Below are 19,494 nucleotides of genomic sequence, written 5' to 3'. Positions count from 1 at the left end.
AGCGATGTACGGAGTTTATAGAGCAATGAAATTACCGATTTATCTCGACTACTCCGCAACCACGCCGGTGGACCCGCGTGTTGCCGAGAAAATGATGCAGTGTCTGACCCTGGACGGAAACTTTGGTAACCCAGCTTCCCGTTCACACCGTTTTGGCTGGCATGCTGAAGAGGCGGTAGATATCGCCCGTAATCAGATTGCTGACCTGGTTGGCGCCGACCCGCGTGAAATTGTTTTCACCTCCGGTGCGACCGAATCCGACAACCTGGCGATCAAAGGTGCGGCCAACTTCTATCAGAAAAAAGGCAAGCACATCATCACCAGCAAAACCGAACATAAAGCCGTGCTGGACACCTGCCGTCAGCTGGAGCGTGAAGGGTTCGAGGTGACTTACCTGGCGCCGCAGAGCAACGGGATCATCGACCTGAAAGAGCTCGAAGCGGCGATGCGTGACGACACCATTCTGGTTTCCATCATGCACGTTAACAACGAAATCGGCGTTGTGCAGGACATCGCGACCATCGGCGAAATGTGCCGTGCGCGCGGCATCATCTACCACGTGGATGCGACCCAGAGCGTGGGCAAACTGCCTATCGATCTGAGCCAGCTGAAAGTGGACCTGATGTCCTTCTCCGGCCACAAAATCTATGGCCCGAAAGGTATCGGCGCGCTGTACGTTCGTCGTAAGCCACGCATCCGCATCGAAGCACAGATGCACGGCGGCGGTCATGAGCGCGGCATGCGTTCCGGTACGCTGCCTGTTCACCAGATCGTGGGCATGGGCGAAGCGTACCGTATCGCGAAAGAAGAGATGGAAACCGAGATGGCACGCCTGCGTACGCTGCGTAACCGTCTGTGGGACGGCGTGAAAGATATGGAAGAAGTGTATCTGAACGGCGATCTCGAGCAGGGCGCGCCAAACATCCTCAACGTCAGCTTCAACTATGTTGAAGGTGAATCGCTGATCATGGCGCTGAAAGACCTGGCCGTTTCTTCCGGTTCTGCCTGTACGTCTGCAAGCCTGGAGCCATCCTACGTGCTGCGCGCGCTGGGCATGACTGACGAGCTGGCACACAGCTCAATCCGTTTCTCTTTAGGTCGTTTCACTACCGAAGAAGAGATTGACTACACCATCAAGCTGGTTCGTAACTCCATTGGCCGTCTGCGCGACCTTTCTCCTCTGTGGGAAATGTTCAAGCAGGGCGTGGACCTGAACAGCATTGAATGGTCACATCACTAATCGGTACATAAGGAGAATTCAATCATGGCATACAGCGAAAAAGTTATCGATCATTACGAGAACCCGCGCAACGTTGGCTCTTTTGACAACAGCGACGACTCTGTCGGCAGCGGCATGGTTGGTGCGCCAGCATGTGGCGACGTGATGAAGTTGCAGATTAAAGTCAACAATGAAGGTATCATTGAAGACGCGCGCTTCAAGACCTACGGCTGCGGTTCTGCTATTGCCTCCAGCTCCCTGGTCACCGAATGGGTGAAGGGCAAGTCTCTGGACGAAGCACAGGCAATCAAGAACACGGATATTGCTGAAGAACTCGAACTGCCACCGGTGAAAATTCACTGTTCTATTCTGGCAGAAGACGCGATCAAAGCCGCCATTGCGGATTACAAAAGCAAACGTGAAGCAAAATAATTGAGGTTTGAGTATGTCGATTACCCTTAGCGACAGCGCTGCCGCGCGAGTAAGCTCTTTTCTGGCGAACCGTGGTAAAGGCTTTGGCCTGCGACTGGGCGTACGTACCTCCGGCTGTTCTGGTATGGCTTACGTACTGGAGTTTGTTGACGAGCCGGCGTCTGATGACACCGTGTTTGAAGACAAGGGCGTGAAGGTGGTGGTCGATGGCAAAAGCCTGCAATTTCTCAACGGCACTCAGCTGGACTTCGTAAAAGAAGGCCTGAACGAAGGGTTCAAATTCACGAACCCGAACGTCAAAGACGAGTGTGGTTGCGGCGAAAGCTTCCACGTTTAACCGCGCGTCATCCGAAACCCCACCGTGGCTTTGCTGCGCGTGGGGTTTGTTCTAACAGGCTACCCCTGAGATTGTTATGGATTACTTCACTCTCTTCGGACTACCCGCTCAATACCCGATCGATCTTCAGGCACTGACGATCCGTTTCCAGGATCTACAGCGTCAGTACCATCCGGATAAATTCGCCAGCGGGACGCAGGCAGAGCAGCTGGCTGCGGTATCGCACTCCGCGACCATCAATCAGGCCTGGCAAACGCTGCGTCATCCGCTGACGCGTGCCGAATATCTGCTTTCGCTCCACGGCTTCGATCTGGCGAGCGAACAGCATACCGTGCGCGACACCGCCTTTCTGATGGAACAGCTTACGCTTCGCGAAGAGCTGGATGAGATTGAACAGGCCAAAGATGAAGCGCGTCTGGAACGTTTTATCACGCGCGTGAAGGGCATGTTCGATACCCGCCATCAGCAGATGGTGGAGCAACTGAACAACGAGACCTGGGACGTCGCGGCAGACACTGTGCGCAAACTCCGTTTTCTCGATAAACTGCGAAGCAGTGCTGAACAACTCGAAGAAAAGCTGCTCGATTTTTAATTTCGGAAGCAATTATGGCCTTATTACAAATTAGTGAGCCTGGCTTAAGCGCCGCACCGCACCAGCGTCGTCTGGCGGTCGGTATTGACCTGGGCACCACCAATTCCCTCGTGGCGACCGTGCGCAGCGGCCAGGCGGAAACGCTGGCTGACGAGCAGGGCCGCAATCTGCTGCCTTCCGTGGTCCACTATCAGCCGCAGGGGCACGCGGTTGGCTACGACGCCCGCGCCAACGCCGCGCGCGATCCGGCCAACACCATCAGCTCCGTAAAGCGCATGATGGGCCGCTCGCTGGCTGATATCCAGACCCGCTACCCGCACCTGCCGTATCAGCTTCAGGCCAGTGAAAACGGCCTGCCGATGATTGCCACGGTGGCCGGCCTGCTGAACCCAATTCGTGTTTCCGCTGACATCCTCAAAGCGCTGGCGGCGCGCGCGACGGCGACGCTTGGCGGCGATCTGGACGGCGTAGTGATCACCGTTCCGGCCTATTTTGACGACGCACAGCGTCAGGGCACCAAAGACGCCGCGCGTCTGGCGGGCCTGCACGTGCTGCGCCTGCTGAACGAACCGACGGCGGCGGCGATTGCCTACGGCCTCGACTCCGGTCAGGAAGGGGTGATTGCGGTCTACGATCTGGGCGGCGGCACCTTTGATATTTCTATCCTGCGCCTGAGCCGCGGCGTGTTCGAAGTGCTGGCGACCGGCGGGGATTCCGCGCTCGGCGGCGATGATTTCGACCATCTGCTGGCGGACTACATCCGCGAGCAGGCGGGCATCAGCGATCGCAGCGATGCGCGCGTTCAGCGCGAACTGCTGGATGCGGCAATCGACGCCAAAATTGCGCTGAGCGATGCGCAGTCGGTCAGCGTTAATGTCGCAGGCTGGCAGGGTGAAATCACCCGCGATCGGTTCAGCGAGCTGATTGCGCCTCTGGTTAAACGCACCCTGCTGGCCTGCCGTCGCGCATTGAAGGATGCGGGCGTGGAGGCTGACGAGGTGCTGGAAGTGGTCATGGTGGGCGGCTCAACGCGCGTGCCGCTGGTGCGCGAGCGCGTGGGCGAATTCTTTGGCCGCACGCCGCTGACCTCCATCGACCCGGACAAAGTGGTTGCCGTCGGCGCCGCTATCCAGGCCGATATTCTGGTTGGCAACAAGCCGGACAGCGAAATGCTGCTGCTGGACGTCATCCCGCTGTCTCTCGGTTTAGAAACCATGGGCGGCCTGGTGGAGAAAGTGATCCCGCGTAACACCACCATTCCGGTGGCGCGCGCGCAGGAGTTCACCACCTTCAAAGACGGCCAGACCGCGATGTCCATCCACGTGATGCAGGGCGAGCGCGAACTGGTGCAGGACTGCCGCTCTCTGGCGCGCTTTGCGCTGCGCGGTATCCCGGCGCTGCCGGCGGGCGGGGCGCATATTCGCGTGACCTTCCAGGTGGACGCCGACGGCCTGCTGAGCGTGACGGCGATGGAAAAATCCACCGGCGTGGAATCGTCCATCCAGGTGAAGCCGTCCTACGGCCTGACCGATGGCGAAATCGCCTCCATGATCCAGGATTCAATGAGCTACGCCGAGCAGGATGTGAAGGCGCGTATGCTGGCTGAACAGAAAGTTGAAGCCGCACGCGTGCTGGAAAGCCTGAACGGGGCGCTCGCTGCCGATGCCGCGCTGTTAAGCGCCGCCGAGCGCCAGGTGATTGACGAGGCTGCCGCGCGCTTACGCGCAGTCGCTGAAGGCAATGACGCTGACGCAATAGAAGAAGCCATTAAAAACGTTGATAAACAAACCCAGGACTTCGCCGCTCGCCGCATGGACAAATCTGTCCGCGTCGCGCTGAAAGGCCAGTCCGTGGACGAGGTTTAATATGCCAAAGATTGTTATTTTGCCTCATGCGGACCTCTGTCCGGATGGTGCTGTTCTGGAAGCGAAGACCGGTGAAACCATTCTCGATGTTGCCCTGCGTGCAGGTATCGAAGTGGAACACGCCTGTGAAAAATCCTGTGCCTGCACCACCTGCCACTGCATCGTGCGTGAAGGTTTCGACTCTCTCGCCGAGAGCACCGAAGACGAAGACGACATGCTGGATAAAGCATGGGGTCTGGAGCCAGACAGCCGCCTGAGCTGTCAGGCCGCGGTGACCGATGAAGATCTGGTCGTAGAATTCCCGCGCTACACCATCAACCACGCACGCGAGCATTAATATGGGACTGAAGTGGACAGACAGCCGTGAAATCGGCGAAGCGCTCTACGACGCGAACCCGGATCTCGATCCGAAAACCGTACGATTCACCGACATGCACCAGTGGATCTGCGATTTAGAGGATTTCGACGACGATCCTAACGCATCCAATGAAAAAATTCTGGAGGCGATTCTGTTAGTCTGGTTAGATGAAGCAGAATAAATAACAAAACGGGCTGCCTTCAGGCGGCCCGTTTGCTAGTTGCTAATAAGGATAAATAAAATGACCGAAGCGATGAAGATTACGCTCGCCACACAGCCTGCTGACGCGCGCTGGGGCGAAAAAGCCACCTACAGCATCAACAACGACGGTATTACCCTGCACCTGACGGGCAACGATAATTTGGGTCTGATCCAGCGCGCCGCGCGTAAAATTGACGGCCTGGGCATTAAGCATGTGTCGCTGGAAGGTGAAGGCTGGGATACTGACCGCAGCTGGGCGTTCTGGGCGGGATACAAAGGCCCGAAAGGCACCCGTAAAATTGAGTGGGCGAACCTCGACGAAGCTGGTCAGAAAGAGCTGGAAAGCCGCCTGAAAATTATCGACTGGGTGCGCGACACCATTAACGCCCCGGCGGAAGAGCTTGGCCCTGAGCAGCTGGCGCAGCGCGCCGTTGACCTGCTGTCCGGCGTGGCGGGGGATAACATGTCCTACCGCATCACCAAGGGCGAAGATCTGCGCGAGCAGAACTACATGGGCATTCATACCGTGGGCCGTGGTTCTGAGCGTCCTCCGGTCCTGCTGGCGCTGGATTACAACCCAACCGGCAATAAAGAAGCGCCGGTCTTTGCCTGCCTGGTCGGGAAAGGCATTACCTTCGACACCGGCGGCTACAGCCTGAAGCAGAGCGCATTCATGGACTCCATGAAGTCCGACATGGGCGGCGCGGCAACCATCACCGGCGCGCTGGCGTTCGCTATCACTCGTGGCCTGAACAAGCGCGTCAAGCTGTACCTGTGCTGCGCGGATAACATGGTGAGCGGTAACGCCTTCAAGCTGGGCGACATCATTCGCTACCGCAACGGTAAAAATGTCGAAGTGATGAACACCGATGCCGAAGGCCGTCTGGTGCTGGCCGATGGCCTGATCGACGCCTCTGCCCAGAAGCCAGAGCTCATTATCGACATGGCGACCCTGACCGGCGCGGCGAAAACGGCCCTGGGTAACGACTACCACGCGCTGTTCAGCTTCGACGACAAGCTGGCCGCTCGCCTGCTGGCAAGCGCTGCGGCGGAAAACGAGCCGTTCTGGCGCCTGCCGCTGGCCGAGTTCCACCGCAGCCAGTTGCCGTCTAACTTTGCCGAGCTGAACAACACCGCGAGCGCGGCGTATCCGGCGGGTGCAAGCACCGCAGCGGGCTTCCTGTCTCACTTCGTTGAGAACTATCATGAAGGCTGGCTGCACATCGACTGCTCTGCAACCTACCGTAAAGCGGCGGTTGAACAGTGGTCTGCGGGTGCGACCGGTCTGGGTGTGCGTACCGTAGCGAACCTGCTGACGGCTGAGTGATCTTTTTTGCCGGGTGGCGCCACGCTTGTGCGAGCCTACGGTTTTGTAGGTCGGGTAAGCAAAGCGCCACCCGGCGTTTTTTTGAAGTAGCGAAACTATGTCAGATACTAAAAACGAATTAGAGACCCTGCTGGAGCAGGCGGCGACCGAGCCCGCCCACCGTCCGGCCTTTTTCCGCACGCTGCTGGAATCTACCGTCTGGGTGCCGGGAACGGCGGCAGAAGGGGAGCAGGTAGTGGAAGACAGCGCGCTGGATCTGCTGCACTGGGAGAAAGATGACGGCACCTCGGTGATCCCGTTCTTTACCTCGCTGGAAGCCTTGCAGGAAGCGGTAGAAGACGAACAGGCGTTCGTGGTGATGCCGGTGCGCACGCTGTTCGAAATGACGCTGGGGCAGACGCTTTTCCTCAACGCCAAACTGCCAACAGGGAAAGAGTTCACCCCGCGCGAAATCAGCCACCTGATTGGTGAGGAGGGCAACCCGCTCAGCACCCAGGAGGTGCTGGAAGGGGGCGAAACGCTGCTGCTCTCTGAAGTGGCCGAGCCGCCCGCGCAGATGATTGACTCCCTGACCACGCTGTTTAGTACCATCAAGCCGGTGAAACGCGCTTTCCTCTGCTCCATCAAAGAGGGGGCTGATGAACAGCCCGTGCTGCTGATTGGTATTGAAGCGGACGGCGATATTGAAGACATCATTCAGGCGGCGGGAAGCGTAGCGACCGACACGCTGCCGGGCGATGAGCCGATCGATATCTGTCAGGTGAAGAAGGGCGAGAAAGGGATCAGCCACTTTATTACCGAGCACATCACCCCGTTCTACGAGCGTCGCTGGGGCGGCTTCCTGCGCGATCTTAAAACCAACCGCATTATTTAATTACGGCGGGGTGAGCCTCACCCCGTTGCCTCCAGCAGCAGTAAATCCATCAGCAGCACCAGATTCGACTCAAACGACGTCACGCCCGCGGCTTCGGCAGCGAAGTGCACCGCCTCGTCATACAGCGCGAAATGCAGATCCGCCATGCCCGCCAGCGTATTGGCGGAGGCTCGGGTAAAGGCGACGACCGTCATGCCGACGTTTTTGGCTATCCGCGCTTTATCCAGTACCTGCTCCGTTTCGCCGCTGCGGGAGACGGCAATAAACACCTGATAACGCGCGGCGTTACTGAGAAAAATATTCCGGCTGTCTCCCGGCCCGGAGATGAACGCCGTTTTACCCAGCACCTGCAACTTCTTGGTCAGGTACTCGGCAAAAAGATACGAAAACCCGGCGCCGTAAAGAAAGAAGCTCTCTTTCTGGCGCAGCAGGCCGGCAAACTGCTGGCGTTTGGCCTGGGTGACCCACTGAAAGGTATGCTGATAGTTGGCAATAAACTGAGCGAACAGCGCCGGTAATTCCGCATGCTGCTCAGGCTGCACGGTGATGTGCGGCGTGTCTGAAAGCAGCTGCTTGCAGTGCCAGTTAAACTCGCTAAAGCCGCTAAACCCGAGCTTCTGACACAGGCGCATAATCGTCGCGGTGGAGACAAATGTCGCCAGCGCCAGCTCGCGCACGGTGATGTTGCCCACCAGCAGCGGATGCTCCGTGAGGAGGGCGAGGACGCGATACTCCGCGCGGGTCAGTGAGGACCCGCGCGTTAACAGCGTTGCCAGGCGGTTATCCATTAGTTCGCCGGTTCAACCGGCAGATCGTCCCGCGCGCCCCATTCGCTCCAGGCGCCGTCATACAGAGTCACGTCATTCGCGCCAAGGGTTGCCAGCGCCAGAATCACCACGCAGGCCGTCACGCCGGAGCCGCAGCTGGCAATAATCGGACGATGCAGATCCACGCCCTGACGTTCAAAAACGGCACGCAGTTCATCGGTGGTTTTCAGCTCGCCTTCAAACACCAGATCACCCCACGGCACGTTCAGCGCACCCGGAATATGGCCTCGCCTCAGCCCCGGACGTGGTTCATCCGCTTCAGCGTTAAAGCGTGGTGCAGGGCGCGCATCGACGATTTGCGCCGTCTTTTCGTGGCTGACGACCAGCACATCGGTCAGACGCTTCACCACGTGTGCGTCAAACGACGCGTCGAAATCGCCTTCCGGCAGCGTGACGTCACCCTGCTGGAGCGGCAGCTCATCGCGTTTCCAGCCCGCAAGCCCACCCGCTAGAATCGACACTTTTTCCACGCCGAAGTTTTTCAGCATCCACCACGCGCGCGGCGCGGAGAACAGATTGCCTTCATCGTACACTACAAGATGTTTGTCTTTGCTGATGCCCAGCTCGCGCATCGCCACGGAAAACGCTTCCGGACGCGGCAGCATGTGCGGCAGGGGAGAGGTGTGATCGGAAAGCGCTTCGATATCAAAAAATACCGCGCCTGGCAGATGCCCTGCGCGGTATTCACCGGGAACGTCACGATGCTCTTGCCCCGGAGGGGCCATGCGCGCATCAATAATCTGAACTTCCGGGTCGTCACCGTGCTCAATCAGCCAGTCGGCAGCGACAAAATATGAGGTGGACATGGTTGCCTCCATTCTTTTCCGTAAAAAAGGATTGTCGGTGTTTTTTCTGACACCGACAAGCTAACCACGTTCAACTCGCGAGCAAGCCCCTATTTTTTCACCGCTTCGCCGTCCTGCCAGGCCTTTTGCAGTGCAGGCCAGTAGTCGCGGTTGGCTTCGATCATCTCATCCAGGATCGCTTTCGCGTGTTCCATGGTCGGCACGGTGCGGTTCAGGGTGAACGCCTGAAGTGCTTTCTCATAGCTGCCTTCGATGGTCGCCTCAACCAGCAGCTGTTCAGAGGCCAGCTGCTGCTGTAAAAGCGTCTGGTGGAACAGCGGCACCTGACCCACGCGGACGGGCTCTGGTCCTTCGGAGGTAATATAGGCAGGCACTTCCACTACCGCATCATAAGGCAGGTTGGTAATCGCCCCGCGGTTTTCGACCATCACCAGATGACGCTGGCGCAGGTTGAACGCCAGCGAGCAGGCGACATCGACGATAAACTCACCGTGGACACCTACGTGGAAGGCATCCGGTAAAATTCCGGTGCGCTGGTACTCTTCGGCAGCGGCGAAGAGTTTTTTCTCACGCCCGTTCATCACTTCGTTGGCCCGGGTATAGTCGGGGTTCTGATGCTCCACAATCTGGTTCGGCATCAGGTAGTACTGTAGATACGGGTTCGGCAGGTACTCTGGGAAGTTATCCATTATCGGCTTGATGTTGCGCCAGGTTTTCACCCACGACGGATCCGAGTGCTGCGGGTCGGTTTTTGCGGCATCTTCCGTCAGCAGGCCAAACTTCGCGATATGTTTACGCAGCTCCGGTAATTTGTCCTCGCCGTCCACCAGCACGCGGGTAAACCAGCCGAAGTGGTTGAGACCAAAATAGTCCACCTCCAGCCTGCGACGATCCACGCCCAGTATGGCCCCCATATTACGCATCGCCGCGACCGGCATATCGCAGATGTTCAGCACCCGTGCGTTGGGGCGCAGGCGACGCACGCCTTCCGCAACAATCGCCGCCGGGTTGGAGTAGTTCACGATCCACGCTTTCTCATGTGCGTAGCGTTCCACTTGATCGATAAGCTCCACCATCGGCAGGATCGTGCGCAGGCCATACGCCAGCCCTCCTGGGCCGCAGGTTTCCTGGCCGACCACGCCGTGGCGCAGCGGAATTTTTTCATCCTGCTCGCGCATTTTGTACTGCCCGACGCGCATCTGGGCAAAAACAAAGTGCGCGCCGCTGAAGGCCACTTCCGGGTCGCTTGTGACGGTGAATTTGATGCTCTGACTGTGGTCGCGAATGACCTTCTCCACCACGGGCGCAATGGTCTTCTGACGCGCCTCGTCGATGTCGTACAGGCGGATCTCTGCCAGAGGGAAATCGTCCAGGCGTACCATCAGGCTTTTCACAATACCCGGCGTGTAGGTGCTGCCGCCGCCGGCAATCGACAGAATAAAGGGGGGTGTAAACATTTTTAGCTCCTTTCAGAGAAACGTCTCAACGGCTTCTCGCATTTTTTTGACATGCAGCCCGTAGACCACCTGAACGTTGTTACCTTGTTTGATAACGCCTTTCGCGCCGGTCGCTTTCAGGCGCGGTTCGTCGATGATGTCGACGTCCTTCACCGTGACGCGTAAGCGGGTGTAGCAGTTATCAACGACTTCAATATTTGCCCGGCCGCCCAGACCCACCACGATGGATTCGCCCAGCCCGTCGTTATTCCCCTTCGCCTGGTACTCCTGCTTGCTGTAGAGGCGCGTCTCCCGATCCTCATCTTCACGGCCCGGCGTTTTCATGTTGAAACGCAGGATCAGGAAGCGGAACACCACGAAGTAGAGGGCAAACATGATCAGCCCCACCACGATGTACATTGGCCAGTTGGACTTCTCCGTGCCGAGCGGCAGGTTGTAGAGGATGAAATCGATAATTCCGTTGGCGCCGATAGCGTGAACGCCAAACAGCGAGAACAGCATCATGCCGATGCCGGTCAGCACCGCATGCACCACGAACAGCAGCGGGGCGACAAACAGGAAGGAGAATTCAATCGGCTCGGTTACGCCGACCAGCAGCGAGGTCAGCGCCGCCGGGATCAGAATGGCCTTCGCAATCGCCTTACGCTCTGGCTTCGCGGTCATGTACATCGCCAGCGCGGCGGCGGGCAGGCCAAACATCTTGCTGATGCCGCGCGCATCCCACACCACGGTGCTGCTGAGCTGTTTGACGTCCGGGCAGGCCATCTCGGCGAAGTAGATATTGCGCGCCCCCTGGTAAGCCGTGCCGCACACCTCCTGCGTGCCGCCCAGTTCGGTATACAGGAACGGCGTATAGACCAGATGATGTAGGCCCGTCGGTACCAGAATGCGCTCAAGGAAACCGTAGATCGCCACCCCGAACGGACCAGAGCCTTTAATAGCCAGCGCCAGGGCGCTAATCCCATGCTGCGCGTATGGCCAGAGTTCGCTCATGGCCACGCCGAGCAGCATAGAAACGGGCAGCATGACAATCGCCACAAAGCAGTGGCCGGAGTAAATCGCCATCGCACCGTTAAACTGCACGCCGGAATATTTGTTGTATAGATAACCGGAGAGCGCCCCGGTCAGGATCCCGGCGAAAACACCCATCTCCAGCACCTGGACGCCCAGCACCATGCTTTGTCCGGCGGCTTTCATCTGCTCAGCGGGAGCCAGTTCACCCTGAAGCTGTAGCGTCACGTTCATCGCGTTAATGAACACGATAAAGGTCACCAGCCCAATCAGCGCCGCGTAGCCTTTGTCTCGTGTTGCCAGTCCAATGGGGATCCCGACGGCAAACACCAGTGCCAGGTTGACCAGCACCGACACGGCAGATTTGGCGATCAGCTGGCCGACACTCTGGATCAGCGGATGGCCGAGAAACGGCAGGTACTCGGCCAGATTGCCGTTACCCAGTACATTGCCAAAGGCGATAAACAGGCCGACGATGGGTAAGATAAGTACAGGTCCGTAAAGTGATTTTCCGAAATTTTGTAGGGCGTTCACGGCTCGTTTCATGGCTTTCTCTCTTATTGAACCGCGCACTCGGGGTGCGTCATGGTCATAAAACTAGCAGGCTCAGCGCGAGTTTATCCAGCTATCCTCTTGTTTTAAAAACAAATGACGTGAAAGGTAACATGTTACGTTACGCCGTGTGATCGCGGTTCCAACCCGGTAGATCAGCGAGATGCAATTCTGCGAGGCGCTTTCCAGATTATAAAATTGGACTTTTTGTATTAACGAAACTTGCGGATAATACTTATCCGGACGACGACCAACAGGCCCCCCTCAGGCCAGGGACACAGGATGAAACCGTTTCGCTTAGCCGCGATCTCTCTCGCGCTGCTCACCACCTTTACGCTTGTCGGCTGTGATAACAGCGACGATAAACCTCAGGCCGCTGCGCCCGCAGCGTCTACGGCATCACAACAGAAAGCCCCGGAAAAAGCTGATCCTGAAAAGCTGGCTAAGCTGGCCGCGCAGAGTCAGGGCAAGGCGTTGACGCTGCTGGATGCTTCTGAAGTGCAACTCGACGGCGCCGCGACGCTGGTTCTGACCTTCTCTGTACCTCTGAAACCCGATCAGGATTTCGCCAAAACGGTGCATGTGGTGGATAAGAAAAGCGGGAAGGTGGACGGTGCCTGGGAATTGGCGCCCAATCTTAAGGAGCTGCGCCTGCGCCACCTGGAGCCGAATCGTAATCTGGTCGTCACCGTTGAGCATGGCCTACAGGCACTGAATAACGCAACCTTCGATAAGAGCTATGAAAAGGCGCTTACGACACGGGATATTGAGCCGACGGTCGGATTCGCCAGCCGCGGTTCGCTGCTGCCGGGCAAAGTGGTGGAAGGGTTGCCGGTGATGGCGCTTAACGTCAGCAACGTGGACGTCAACTTCTACCGCGTGAAGCCGGAGTCGCTGGCCTCGTTTGTCAGCCAGTGGGAGTACCGTAACTCGCTGACCAACTGGGAATCCGACAACCTGCTGAAGATGGCGGAACTGGTCTATACCGGCCGTTTCGACCTCAACCCGGCGCGCAACACGCGTGAAAAACTGCTTTTGCCGCTCAAAGAAATTAAGCCGCTCCAGCAGTCTGGCGTTTATATCGCCGTGATGAATCAGGCCGGTCACTATAACTACAGTAACGCCGCGACGCTCTTTACCTTAAGTGATATTGGGCTGTCCGCTCACCGTTATCATAACCGCCTGGACATCTTCACCCAGAGCCTTGAAAACGGTGCGGCGCAGTCAGGCGTGACCATTACCCTGCTGAACGATAAAGGGCAGACCCTTGCCGAGGCGAACAGCGACGCCGACGGCCATGCGAAACTGGAAACCGATAAAGAAGCCGCGCTGATCCTGGCCAGCAAAGATGGCCAGACCACGCTGCTTGACCTCAAGCTTCCGGCGCTGGATCTGGCGGAGTTTGATATCGCCGGCAAGCCCGGGTACAGCAAGCAGTTCTTTATGTTTGGCCCGCGCGATCTCTATCGTCCGGGTGAAACGGTGATCCTTAACGGCCTGCTGCGCGACAGCGACGGAAAACCGCTTCCCGATCAGCCGGTAAAACTTGACGTGCTGCGTCCGGACGGACAGGTAGCACGTACGGTCGTTGTGCAACCCGAGAACGGTCTCTATCGCTTCAATTATCCGCTTGATAGCGGCGCCCAGACCGGCATGTGGCATATGCGCGCAAATACGGGCGATAACCAGCAGCGCATGTGGGATTTCCACGTCGAAGATTTTATGCCTGAGCGTATGGCGCTGAATCTGACCGGGCAAAAAACACCGGTTTCCCCGCAGGATGATGTGGACTTTAACGTTGTGGGCTATTACCTGTATGGCGCACCGGCTAACGGCAATGCTCTGCAAGGACAGCTTTTCCTGCGCCCGCTACGCGACGCCGTTCCTGCACTGCCTGGCTTCCAGTTTGGTGATATTGCCGAGGAAAACCTGAGCCGCAGCCTGGATGAAGTGCAGCTTACGCTGGACGAAAAGGGACGCGGGCAGGTAACCACCGAAAGCCAGTGGAAAGATACGCACTCGCCGCTGCAACTGATTTTGCAGGCCAGCCTGCTGGAATCAGGCGGACGTCCGGTGACACGACGCGCTGAGCAGGCTATCTGGCCTGCGGCTGAACTCCCGGGGATCCGCCCACAGTTCGCCAGCAAGGCCGTTTATGACTACCGTACCGATACCACCGTCAACCAGCCGATCGTCGATGAGAACGGCAACGCCAGCTTTGACATCGTCTATGCCGATGCCAGCGGGGCGAAAAAAGCGGTATCCGGCTTGCAGGTGCGTCTTATCCGTGAGCGCCGTGACTACTTCTGGAACTGGTCCGAGAGTGAGGGCTGGCAGTCTCAGTTCGATCAAAAAGATCTGGTTGAGGGCGAGCAGGAGCTTAACCTCAAGGCAGATGAAACCGGTAAAGTCACCTTCCCGGTGGAGTGGGGCTCATACCGTCTGGAAGTGAAAGCGCCTGATGACATGGTCAGCAGCGTGCGCTTCTGGGCCGGTTACAGCTGGCAGGATAACAGCGATGGCACGGGGGCTGCACGTCCAGACCGCGTAACGCTGAAGCTGGATAAACCCGCTTATCAGCCGGGCGATACCATAAACCTGCACATTGCGGCCCCGGCAGCAGGCAAGGGCTATGCGATGATCGAATCCAGCGAAGGACCACTGTGGTGGAAAGAGATCGACGTGCCGGCAAACGGTCTGGATCTCTCTATTCCGGTGGATAAAGCCTGGAAGCGTCACGATCTCTATCTCAGCACGCTGGTGGTTCGTCCCGGCGATAAATCCAAATCCGCCACGCCGAAGCGCGCGGTTGGATTGCTGCACCTGCCGATGGGCGACGAAAATCGTCGTCTCAACATTGCCCTTGAGAACCCGCAAAAAATGCGCCCGAACCAGACGCTCTCAGTGAAGGTGAAGGCAAGCGTGAAAGCGGGGTCTGTGCCGCAGAAAGTCAATGTGCTGGTCTCGGCCGTTGATAGCGGCGTGCTGAACATCACCGACTACGTTACGCCGGATCCGTGGGAAGCCTTCTTCGGCCAGAAGCGCTATGGCGCGGATATCTATGATGTTTACGGCCAGGTTATTGAGGGCCAGGGCCGCATGGCCGCACTGCGCTTTGGGGGGGACGGCGATGAACTGAAACGCGGCGGTAAGCCACCGGTGAACCATGTCACCATTATTGCCCAGCAGGCGCAGCCGGTAACGCTTGATGCCAATGGCGAAGGCACTATCACGCTGCCGATTGGTGATTTCAACGGCGAACTGCGTCTGATGGCACAGGCCTGGACGGAAGACGATTTCGGCAGCAGCGAAAGCAAAGTCGTAGTGGCTGCGCCGATTATCACCGAGCTTAACACGCCGCGGTTCCTGGCGAGCGGGGATACCTCAAGGCTGACGCTGGATCTGACGAACCTGACTGACAAGCCACAAACGCTCAATGTCGTATTAACCTCTACGGGCAAGCTGGCGATTGAAAGTAGCGCGCCGCCGCGCCCGGTTCAGCTAGAGCCCGGCGCGCGCAGCACGCTGTACATTCCGGTGCGCGCGCAGGACGGTTACGGTGAAGGGGAAGTCATCGCGCTTGTTACCGGGCTTCAGCTGCCGGGTGAAACGTTTGTCCCTCAGCACAAGAGCTGGAAGATAGGCGTGCGTCCCGCATACCCGGCGCAAACGGTGAATACCGGCGCCATGCTCAACCCCGGCGAGTCCTGGACCGCGCCGGTGCAGCACAGCAGCGGCTTATCGACTGCCACTTTACAGGGGCAACTGCTGCTGAGCGGCAAACCGCCGCTGAACCTGGCGCGCTATATTCGTGAGCTACAGGCGTATCCGTACGGCTGTCTGGAACAAACCACCAGCGGCCTGTTCCCGTCGCTCTACACTAACGCCGCGCAGCTGGCGGCGCTGGGCATCAAGGGCGACACTGATGATAAACGCCGCGCCGCCATTGATATCGGGATCTCCCGCCTGCTGCAAATGCAGCGTGACGACGGTGGTTTTGCGCTGTGGGATAGAAATGGTCCGGAAGAGTACTGGCTGACCGCTTATGTGACGGATTTCCTGGTTCGTGCGGGAGAACAGGGCTACAGCGTTCCCGCTGACGCGGTCAATAAAGCCAATAACCGCCTGCTGCGCTATTTGCAGGATCCGGGCATGATGTCCATCCGCTACAGTGACGACACCCAGGCCAGCAAATTCGCCGTGCAGGCCTATGCTGCGCTGGTGCTGGCGCGCCAGCAAAAAGCGCCGCTTGGGGCATTGCGTGAAATCTGGGATCGTCAGGCCCAGGCTGCTTCCGGGCTCCCGCTGATGCAGCTGGGCGTGGCGCTGAAGCTGATGGGCGACGGGCCGCGCAGCCAGCAGGCGATGGATCAGGCGATGAAAACGCCGCGCAAAGAGAGCAAAACCTGGATTGCGGATTATGGCAGCCAGCTTCGCGATAACGCCCTGATGCTCGCCCTCCTTGAAGAGAATAAGCTACTGCCGGAGGCGCAAAATACGCTACTGAACGGCTTGTCTGAGCAGGCATTTAGCCAGCGCTGGCTCTCCACGCAGGAAAGTAACGCCCTGTTTCTTGCCGGACGTTCGCTGCAAAACCTCAGCGGCGCCTGGCAGGCCACCACCAGCCTCTCCGATCAGACGCTGAACAGTGAAAAATCGCAGGTACAAAACGTGAACGGTGCTCAGCTTGACGGTTTGCAGGTCACCAACATTGGCGCCGCGCCGCTGTGGGTGCGCCTCGACAGTACCGGTTATCCGGAATATGCCCCGCAGCCCTCTTCGAAGGTTCTGAGCATCCAGCGTCATATACTGTCCCTGGACGGCAGCACGAAATCGCTCTCATCGGTGAAGAGCGGGGAACTGGTTCTTGTGTGGCTTGAAGTGAAGGCCAGCCAGAACGTGCCGGATGCCCTGGTGGTGGATCTGCTCCCGGCAGGTCTGGAGCTGGAAAATCAGAATCTGGCGAGCAGCAGTGCCAGCCTGCCGGACAGCGGCAGTGAGGTGCAAAACCTGCTTAATCAGATGCAGCAGTCTGATATCCAGCACATGGAATTCCGCGACGATCGCTTTGTGGCCGCCGTGCCGGTCAACGAAGGTCAGCCGGTCACGCTGGTCTATCTGGCACGTGCCGTTACGCCGGGAACCTACCAGGTGCCTGTTCCGATGGTCGAGTCCATGTACGTTCCGCAGTGGCGAGCAACGGGGGCGGCCAGTGGCCCGCTGATCGTTGTACCGTAAAATGCGGATAACGCGCCTGATTCGCTCCCGCTGGCTGTGGCTGGCGGGAGCGCTTCTCGTTTTAGGGGGACTGATTGTCGTCGCTGACCGTGTCTGGCCGTTGCCCCTGAAAGAGGTCAACCCTGCGCGAGTGGTCGTGGATGAGCAGGGCGTCCCGCTGTGGCGTTTTGCCGACAGCGAAGGTATCTGGCGCTATCCGGTTACCATTGAAGACGTCTCACCACGCTATCTGGAAGCGCTGATCCAGTATGAAGACCGCTGGTTCTGGAACCACCCTGGCGTCAATCCGCTTTCTGTACTGCGTGCCGCCTGGCAGGATCTCACCTCCGGGAGAGTCGTGTCAGGCGGGAGCACGCTGACCATGCAGGTGGCGCGCCTGCTGGATCCGCATCCGCGCACCTTTGGCGGCAAAATTCGCCAGCTGTGGCGGGCGATGCAGCTGGAGTGGCATCTCTCCAAGCGTGACATTCTTACGCTGTATCTAAACCGTGCCCCGTTTGGCGGCACGTTGCAGGGCGTGGGCGCTGCAAGCTGGACTTATCTTGGAAAGCCGCCCTCACGGCTGAGCTATTCCGACGCGGCGCTGCTGGCGGTGCTGCCGCAGGCGCCAAGCCGTTTGCGTCCGGACCGCTGGCCGGCGCGTGCGGAAGCGGCGCGTAACAAAGTGCTCGACCGCATGTTGACTCAGGGCGTCTGGTCAGAGAAACAGGTGAAAGAGTCCCGTGAAGAACCGGTGTGGCTGGCTCCCCGGCAGATGCCGCAGCTGGCGCCGCTCTTTTCACGCATGATGCTCAGTAAAAGTCGTGACACAAAAATAGTCACCACGCTGGATGCAGCCCTGCAAAGACAGCTTGAAGAGCTGGCAATGAACTGGAAATCGCGCCTGCCCGCCCGCAGTTCGCTGGCGATGATCGTTGTGGATCATACGTCTATGAAAGTACGTGGCTGGGTTGGTTCGGTAGATATCAACGATGACAGCCGTTTTAGCCACGTAGATATGGTCAATGCGATCCGATCTCCGGGATCGGTTCTTAAGCCATTCATCTATGGCATGGCGCTGGACGAGGCTCTCATCCATCCCGCCTCGCTGCTTCAGGATGTCCCAAGAAAAACGGGAGATTATCGTCCCGGCAACTTTGACAGTGGCTTTCACGGGCCGGTCAGCATGAGCGAAGCCCTGGTGCGTTCCCTCAACCTGCCTGCTGTGCAGGTACTGGAAGCGTACGGTCCAAAACGCTTTGCAGGCATGCTGAGCAACGCGGGATTACCGCTCATTCTCCCTGCGGGTGCGCAGCCCAATCTCTCCCTGATTCTGGGAGGCGCCGGGGCGCGCCTGGCTGATATCGCTGCCGCCTACAGCGCTTTTGCGCGTCAGGGTAAGGCGGGCCGACTGCGTTTACAGCCTGGCGATCCGCTGATCGAACGTCCGCTGCTGTCGCAGGGCGCGGCGTGGATTATTCGTCGCATACTTGCCAACGAAGCGCAGCCCCTGCCGGACAGCGCGCTGCCCCAGGTTGCGCCGCTGGCCTGGAAAACGGGCACCAGCTACGGCTACCGGGATGCCTGGGCCATCGGGCTGAATGCCCGCTATGTCATCGGTATCTGGACTGGACGTCCGGACGGTACGCCCGTTGCGGGGCAGTTTGGTTTCGCCAGCGCGGTTCCGCTCCTTAATCAGGTGAATAACATGCTTCAGTCACGCTCAATGGTGGATGAAGCGCGTCTGCCGCACGATCCGCGTCCTGCCAGCGTTGGGCGGGGCGTGATTTGCTGGCCAGGCGGCCAGTCCCTGCCTGAAGGGAGCGAAAACTGTCGGCGTCGGCTGTCAACCTGGCTGCTTGAAGGCAGTGCACCGCCTACGCTGCTGTTGCCGGAACAGGAAGGGATTCGCGGGATCCGTTTCCCGGTCTGGCTGGATAAGGAAGGAAAACGCGTCGCGGCGGATTGTCCGGACGCCACAGAGAAAGTGCTGGATGTCTGGCCATTGCCGCTGGAGCCCTGGCTGCCAACTGCCGAAAAAAGGGCTGCTCGTCTCCCCGCCCGTTCCGGAGTTTGCCCCCCGCTGGATAACCACAATGCAGCACCGCTGATGCTGTCAGGCATCAGGGAAGGGGCGGTCATTAAACGTCTTCCGGGCGAGAAAAATATAACCCTCTTCGTTTCAACCAGCGGCGGGGAGGGGCAGCGATGGTGGTTTTTGAACGGCGAGCCGCTGGACGGCCATCAAAAGAATTATTCATTACAATTATATTTGCCGGGTAAATATCAATTAATTGTATTGGATGAAACAGGACAAACGGTGACGGTGAATTTTGAATTAGATCGCTAAGTGTTACTCCTGAAGAGTTAGCTTGATAATTATCAATATTCGTTCCTGAAAAAAAACGAGAATGCGTTT

At 58.3% G+C, this 19,494-nt stretch carries 15 protein-coding genes; 11 read left to right on the top strand and 4 right to left on the bottom strand.

The genetic code is table 11. From position 1 onward, the window contains the following. Positions 1–25: 25 nt before the first annotated feature. From iscS to sseB, 9 genes are all read left to right on the top strand, one after another. Positions 26–1,240 carry a cysteine desulfurase gene (gene iscS / locus N5C09_RS10630; RefSeq protein WP_003860663.1) on the top strand — a complete coding sequence of 405 codons (1,215 nt, stop codon included), beginning with the start codon at positions 26–28 and terminating at the stop codon, positions 1,238–1,240. A gap of 24 nt (positions 1,241–1,264) precedes the next feature. Next, positions 1,265–1,651: a Fe-S cluster assembly scaffold IscU gene (gene iscU / locus N5C09_RS10625; RefSeq protein WP_015703172.1), complete on the top strand. Its 387-nt coding sequence runs from the start codon at positions 1,265–1,267 to the stop codon at positions 1,649–1,651. 13 nt (positions 1,652–1,664) lie between these two features. Next, positions 1,665–1,988 carry an iron-sulfur cluster assembly protein IscA gene (gene iscA, locus N5C09_RS10620; protein ID WP_003860659.1) on the top strand — a complete coding sequence of 108 codons (324 nt, stop codon included), beginning with the start codon at positions 1,665–1,667 and terminating at the stop codon, positions 1,986–1,988. Between the two features lie 76 nt (positions 1,989–2,064). Further along, positions 2,065–2,580: a co-chaperone HscB gene (gene hscB / locus N5C09_RS10615; protein ID WP_063867992.1), complete on the top strand. Its 516-nt coding sequence runs from the start codon at positions 2,065–2,067 to the stop codon at positions 2,578–2,580. Between the two features lie 14 nt (positions 2,581–2,594). Beyond that, the gene (gene hscA, locus N5C09_RS10610) at positions 2,595–4,445 is read left to right on the top strand and encodes a Fe-S protein assembly chaperone HscA (RefSeq protein WP_279749007.1); all 1,851 of its coding nucleotides are present in this window, start codon (positions 2,595–2,597) and stop codon (positions 4,443–4,445) included. A gap of 1 nt (position 4,446) precedes the next feature. Then, positions 4,447–4,782, top strand: a complete 336-nt coding sequence (gene fdx, locus N5C09_RS10605) for an ISC system 2Fe-2S type ferredoxin (protein WP_003860652.1) — start codon at positions 4,447–4,449, stop codon at positions 4,780–4,782. A 1-nt stretch (position 4,783) separates the two neighbouring features. Next, positions 4,784–4,984 carry a Fe-S cluster assembly protein IscX gene (gene iscX, locus N5C09_RS10600; RefSeq protein ID WP_003860650.1) on the top strand — a complete coding sequence of 67 codons (201 nt, stop codon included), beginning with the start codon at positions 4,784–4,786 and terminating at the stop codon, positions 4,982–4,984. Between the two features lie 60 nt (positions 4,985–5,044). Next, positions 5,045–6,331, top strand: coding sequence for an aminopeptidase PepB (gene pepB, locus N5C09_RS10595; protein ID WP_279749006.1), 1,287 nt, complete (start codon positions 5,045–5,047; stop codon positions 6,329–6,331). Positions 6,332–6,428: 97 nt separating this feature from the next. Beyond that, positions 6,429–7,205: an enhanced serine sensitivity protein SseB gene (sseB, locus tag N5C09_RS10590; protein ID WP_107533522.1), complete on the top strand. Its 777-nt coding sequence runs from the start codon at positions 6,429–6,431 to the stop codon at positions 7,203–7,205. 17 nt (positions 7,206–7,222) lie between these two features. On the opposite strand, the gene N5C09_RS10585 is transcribed toward sseB, so the two are convergent. The 4 genes from N5C09_RS10585 to N5C09_RS10570 all read right to left on the bottom strand — a co-directional run bounded on the left by N5C09_RS10585 (position 7,223) and on the right by N5C09_RS10570 (position 11,852). Continuing rightward, positions 7,223–7,993 (bottom strand): MurR/RpiR family transcriptional regulator, encoded by a 771-nt coding sequence (locus tag N5C09_RS10585; RefSeq protein WP_279749005.1) that lies wholly within the window; start codon positions 7,991–7,993, stop codon positions 7,223–7,225. Continuing rightward, complete coding sequence (sseA, locus tag N5C09_RS10580; RefSeq protein WP_063868000.1) at positions 7,993–8,838, bottom strand: 3-mercaptopyruvate sulfurtransferase; 846 nt, start codon at positions 8,836–8,838, stop codon at positions 7,993–7,995. The genes N5C09_RS10585 and sseA overlap by 1 nt, the downstream gene beginning before the upstream one ends. A gap of 89 nt (positions 8,839–8,927) precedes the next feature. Next, the gene (locus N5C09_RS10575) at positions 8,928–10,295 is read right to left on the bottom strand and encodes a 6-phospho-alpha-glucosidase (RefSeq protein ID WP_279749003.1); all 1,368 of its coding nucleotides are present in this window, start codon (positions 10,293–10,295) and stop codon (positions 8,928–8,930) included. A gap of 12 nt (positions 10,296–10,307) precedes the next feature. Continuing rightward, complete coding sequence (locus N5C09_RS10570; RefSeq protein ID WP_279749002.1) at positions 10,308–11,852, bottom strand: PTS transporter subunit EIIC; 1,545 nt, start codon at positions 11,850–11,852, stop codon at positions 10,308–10,310. 288 nt (positions 11,853–12,140) lie between these two features. On the opposite strand from N5C09_RS10570, the gene N5C09_RS10565 reads away from it, so the two are divergent. Both N5C09_RS10565 and pbpC read left to right on the top strand, forming a co-directional pair. Next, a complete protein-coding gene (locus N5C09_RS10565) occupies positions 12,141–17,096 on the top strand; it encodes an alpha-2-macroglobulin (RefSeq protein WP_279749001.1) in 4,956 nt (1,651 codons plus the stop codon). Position 17,097: 1 nt separating this feature from the next. Next, positions 17,098–19,425, top strand: coding sequence for a peptidoglycan glycosyltransferase PbpC (gene pbpC, locus N5C09_RS10560; protein ID WP_279749000.1), 2,328 nt, complete (start codon positions 17,098–17,100; stop codon positions 19,423–19,425). Positions 19,426–19,494 lie beyond the last annotated feature (69 nt).

This window comes from Enterobacter sp. GD03975, assembly GCF_029838645.1.
Taxonomy (GTDB): domain Bacteria; phylum Pseudomonadota; class Gammaproteobacteria; order Enterobacterales; family Enterobacteriaceae; genus Enterobacter; species Enterobacter quasihormaechei.
The sequence above is the reverse complement of the archived record's forward strand: the minus strand, read 5'-3'. Positions and strand labels throughout refer to the sequence as shown.

Bases quoted from the DNA above. Each gene is read 5' to 3' on its own strand.
- iscS (WP_003860663.1), top strand. From the start codon at position 26: ATGAAATTACCGATTTATCTCGACTACTCCGCAACCACGCCGGTGGAC.
- iscU (WP_015703172.1), top strand. From the start codon at position 1,265: ATGGCATACAGCGAAAAAGTTATCGATCATTACGAGAACCCGCGCAAC.
- iscA (WP_003860659.1), top strand. From the start codon at position 1,665: ATGTCGATTACCCTTAGCGACAGCGCTGCCGCGCGAGTAAGCTCTTTT.
- hscB (WP_063867992.1), top strand. From the start codon at position 2,065: ATGGATTACTTCACTCTCTTCGGACTACCCGCTCAATACCCGATCGAT.
- hscA (WP_279749007.1), top strand. From the start codon at position 2,595: ATGGCCTTATTACAAATTAGTGAGCCTGGCTTAAGCGCCGCACCGCAC.
- fdx (WP_003860652.1), top strand. From the start codon at position 4,447: ATGCCAAAGATTGTTATTTTGCCTCATGCGGACCTCTGTCCGGATGGT.
- iscX (WP_003860650.1), top strand. From the start codon at position 4,784: ATGGGACTGAAGTGGACAGACAGCCGTGAAATCGGCGAAGCGCTCTAC.
- pepB (WP_279749006.1), top strand. From the start codon at position 5,045: ATGACCGAAGCGATGAAGATTACGCTCGCCACACAGCCTGCTGACGCG.
- sseB (WP_107533522.1), top strand. From the start codon at position 6,429: ATGTCAGATACTAAAAACGAATTAGAGACCCTGCTGGAGCAGGCGGCG.
- N5C09_RS10585 (WP_279749005.1), bottom strand. From the start codon at position 7,993: ATGGATAACCGCCTGGCAACGCTGTTAACGCGCGGGTCCTCACTGACC.
- sseA (WP_063868000.1), bottom strand. From the start codon at position 8,838: ATGTCCACCTCATATTTTGTCGCTGCCGACTGGCTGATTGAGCACGGT.
- N5C09_RS10575 (WP_279749003.1), bottom strand. From the start codon at position 10,295: ATGTTTACACCCCCCTTTATTCTGTCGATTGCCGGCGGCGGCAGCACC.
- N5C09_RS10570 (WP_279749002.1), bottom strand. From the start codon at position 11,852: ATGAAACGAGCCGTGAACGCCCTACAAAATTTCGGAAAATCACTTTAC.
- N5C09_RS10565 (WP_279749001.1), top strand. From the start codon at position 12,141: ATGAAACCGTTTCGCTTAGCCGCGATCTCTCTCGCGCTGCTCACCACC.
- pbpC (WP_279749000.1), top strand. From the start codon at position 17,098: ATGCGGATAACGCGCCTGATTCGCTCCCGCTGGCTGTGGCTGGCGGGA.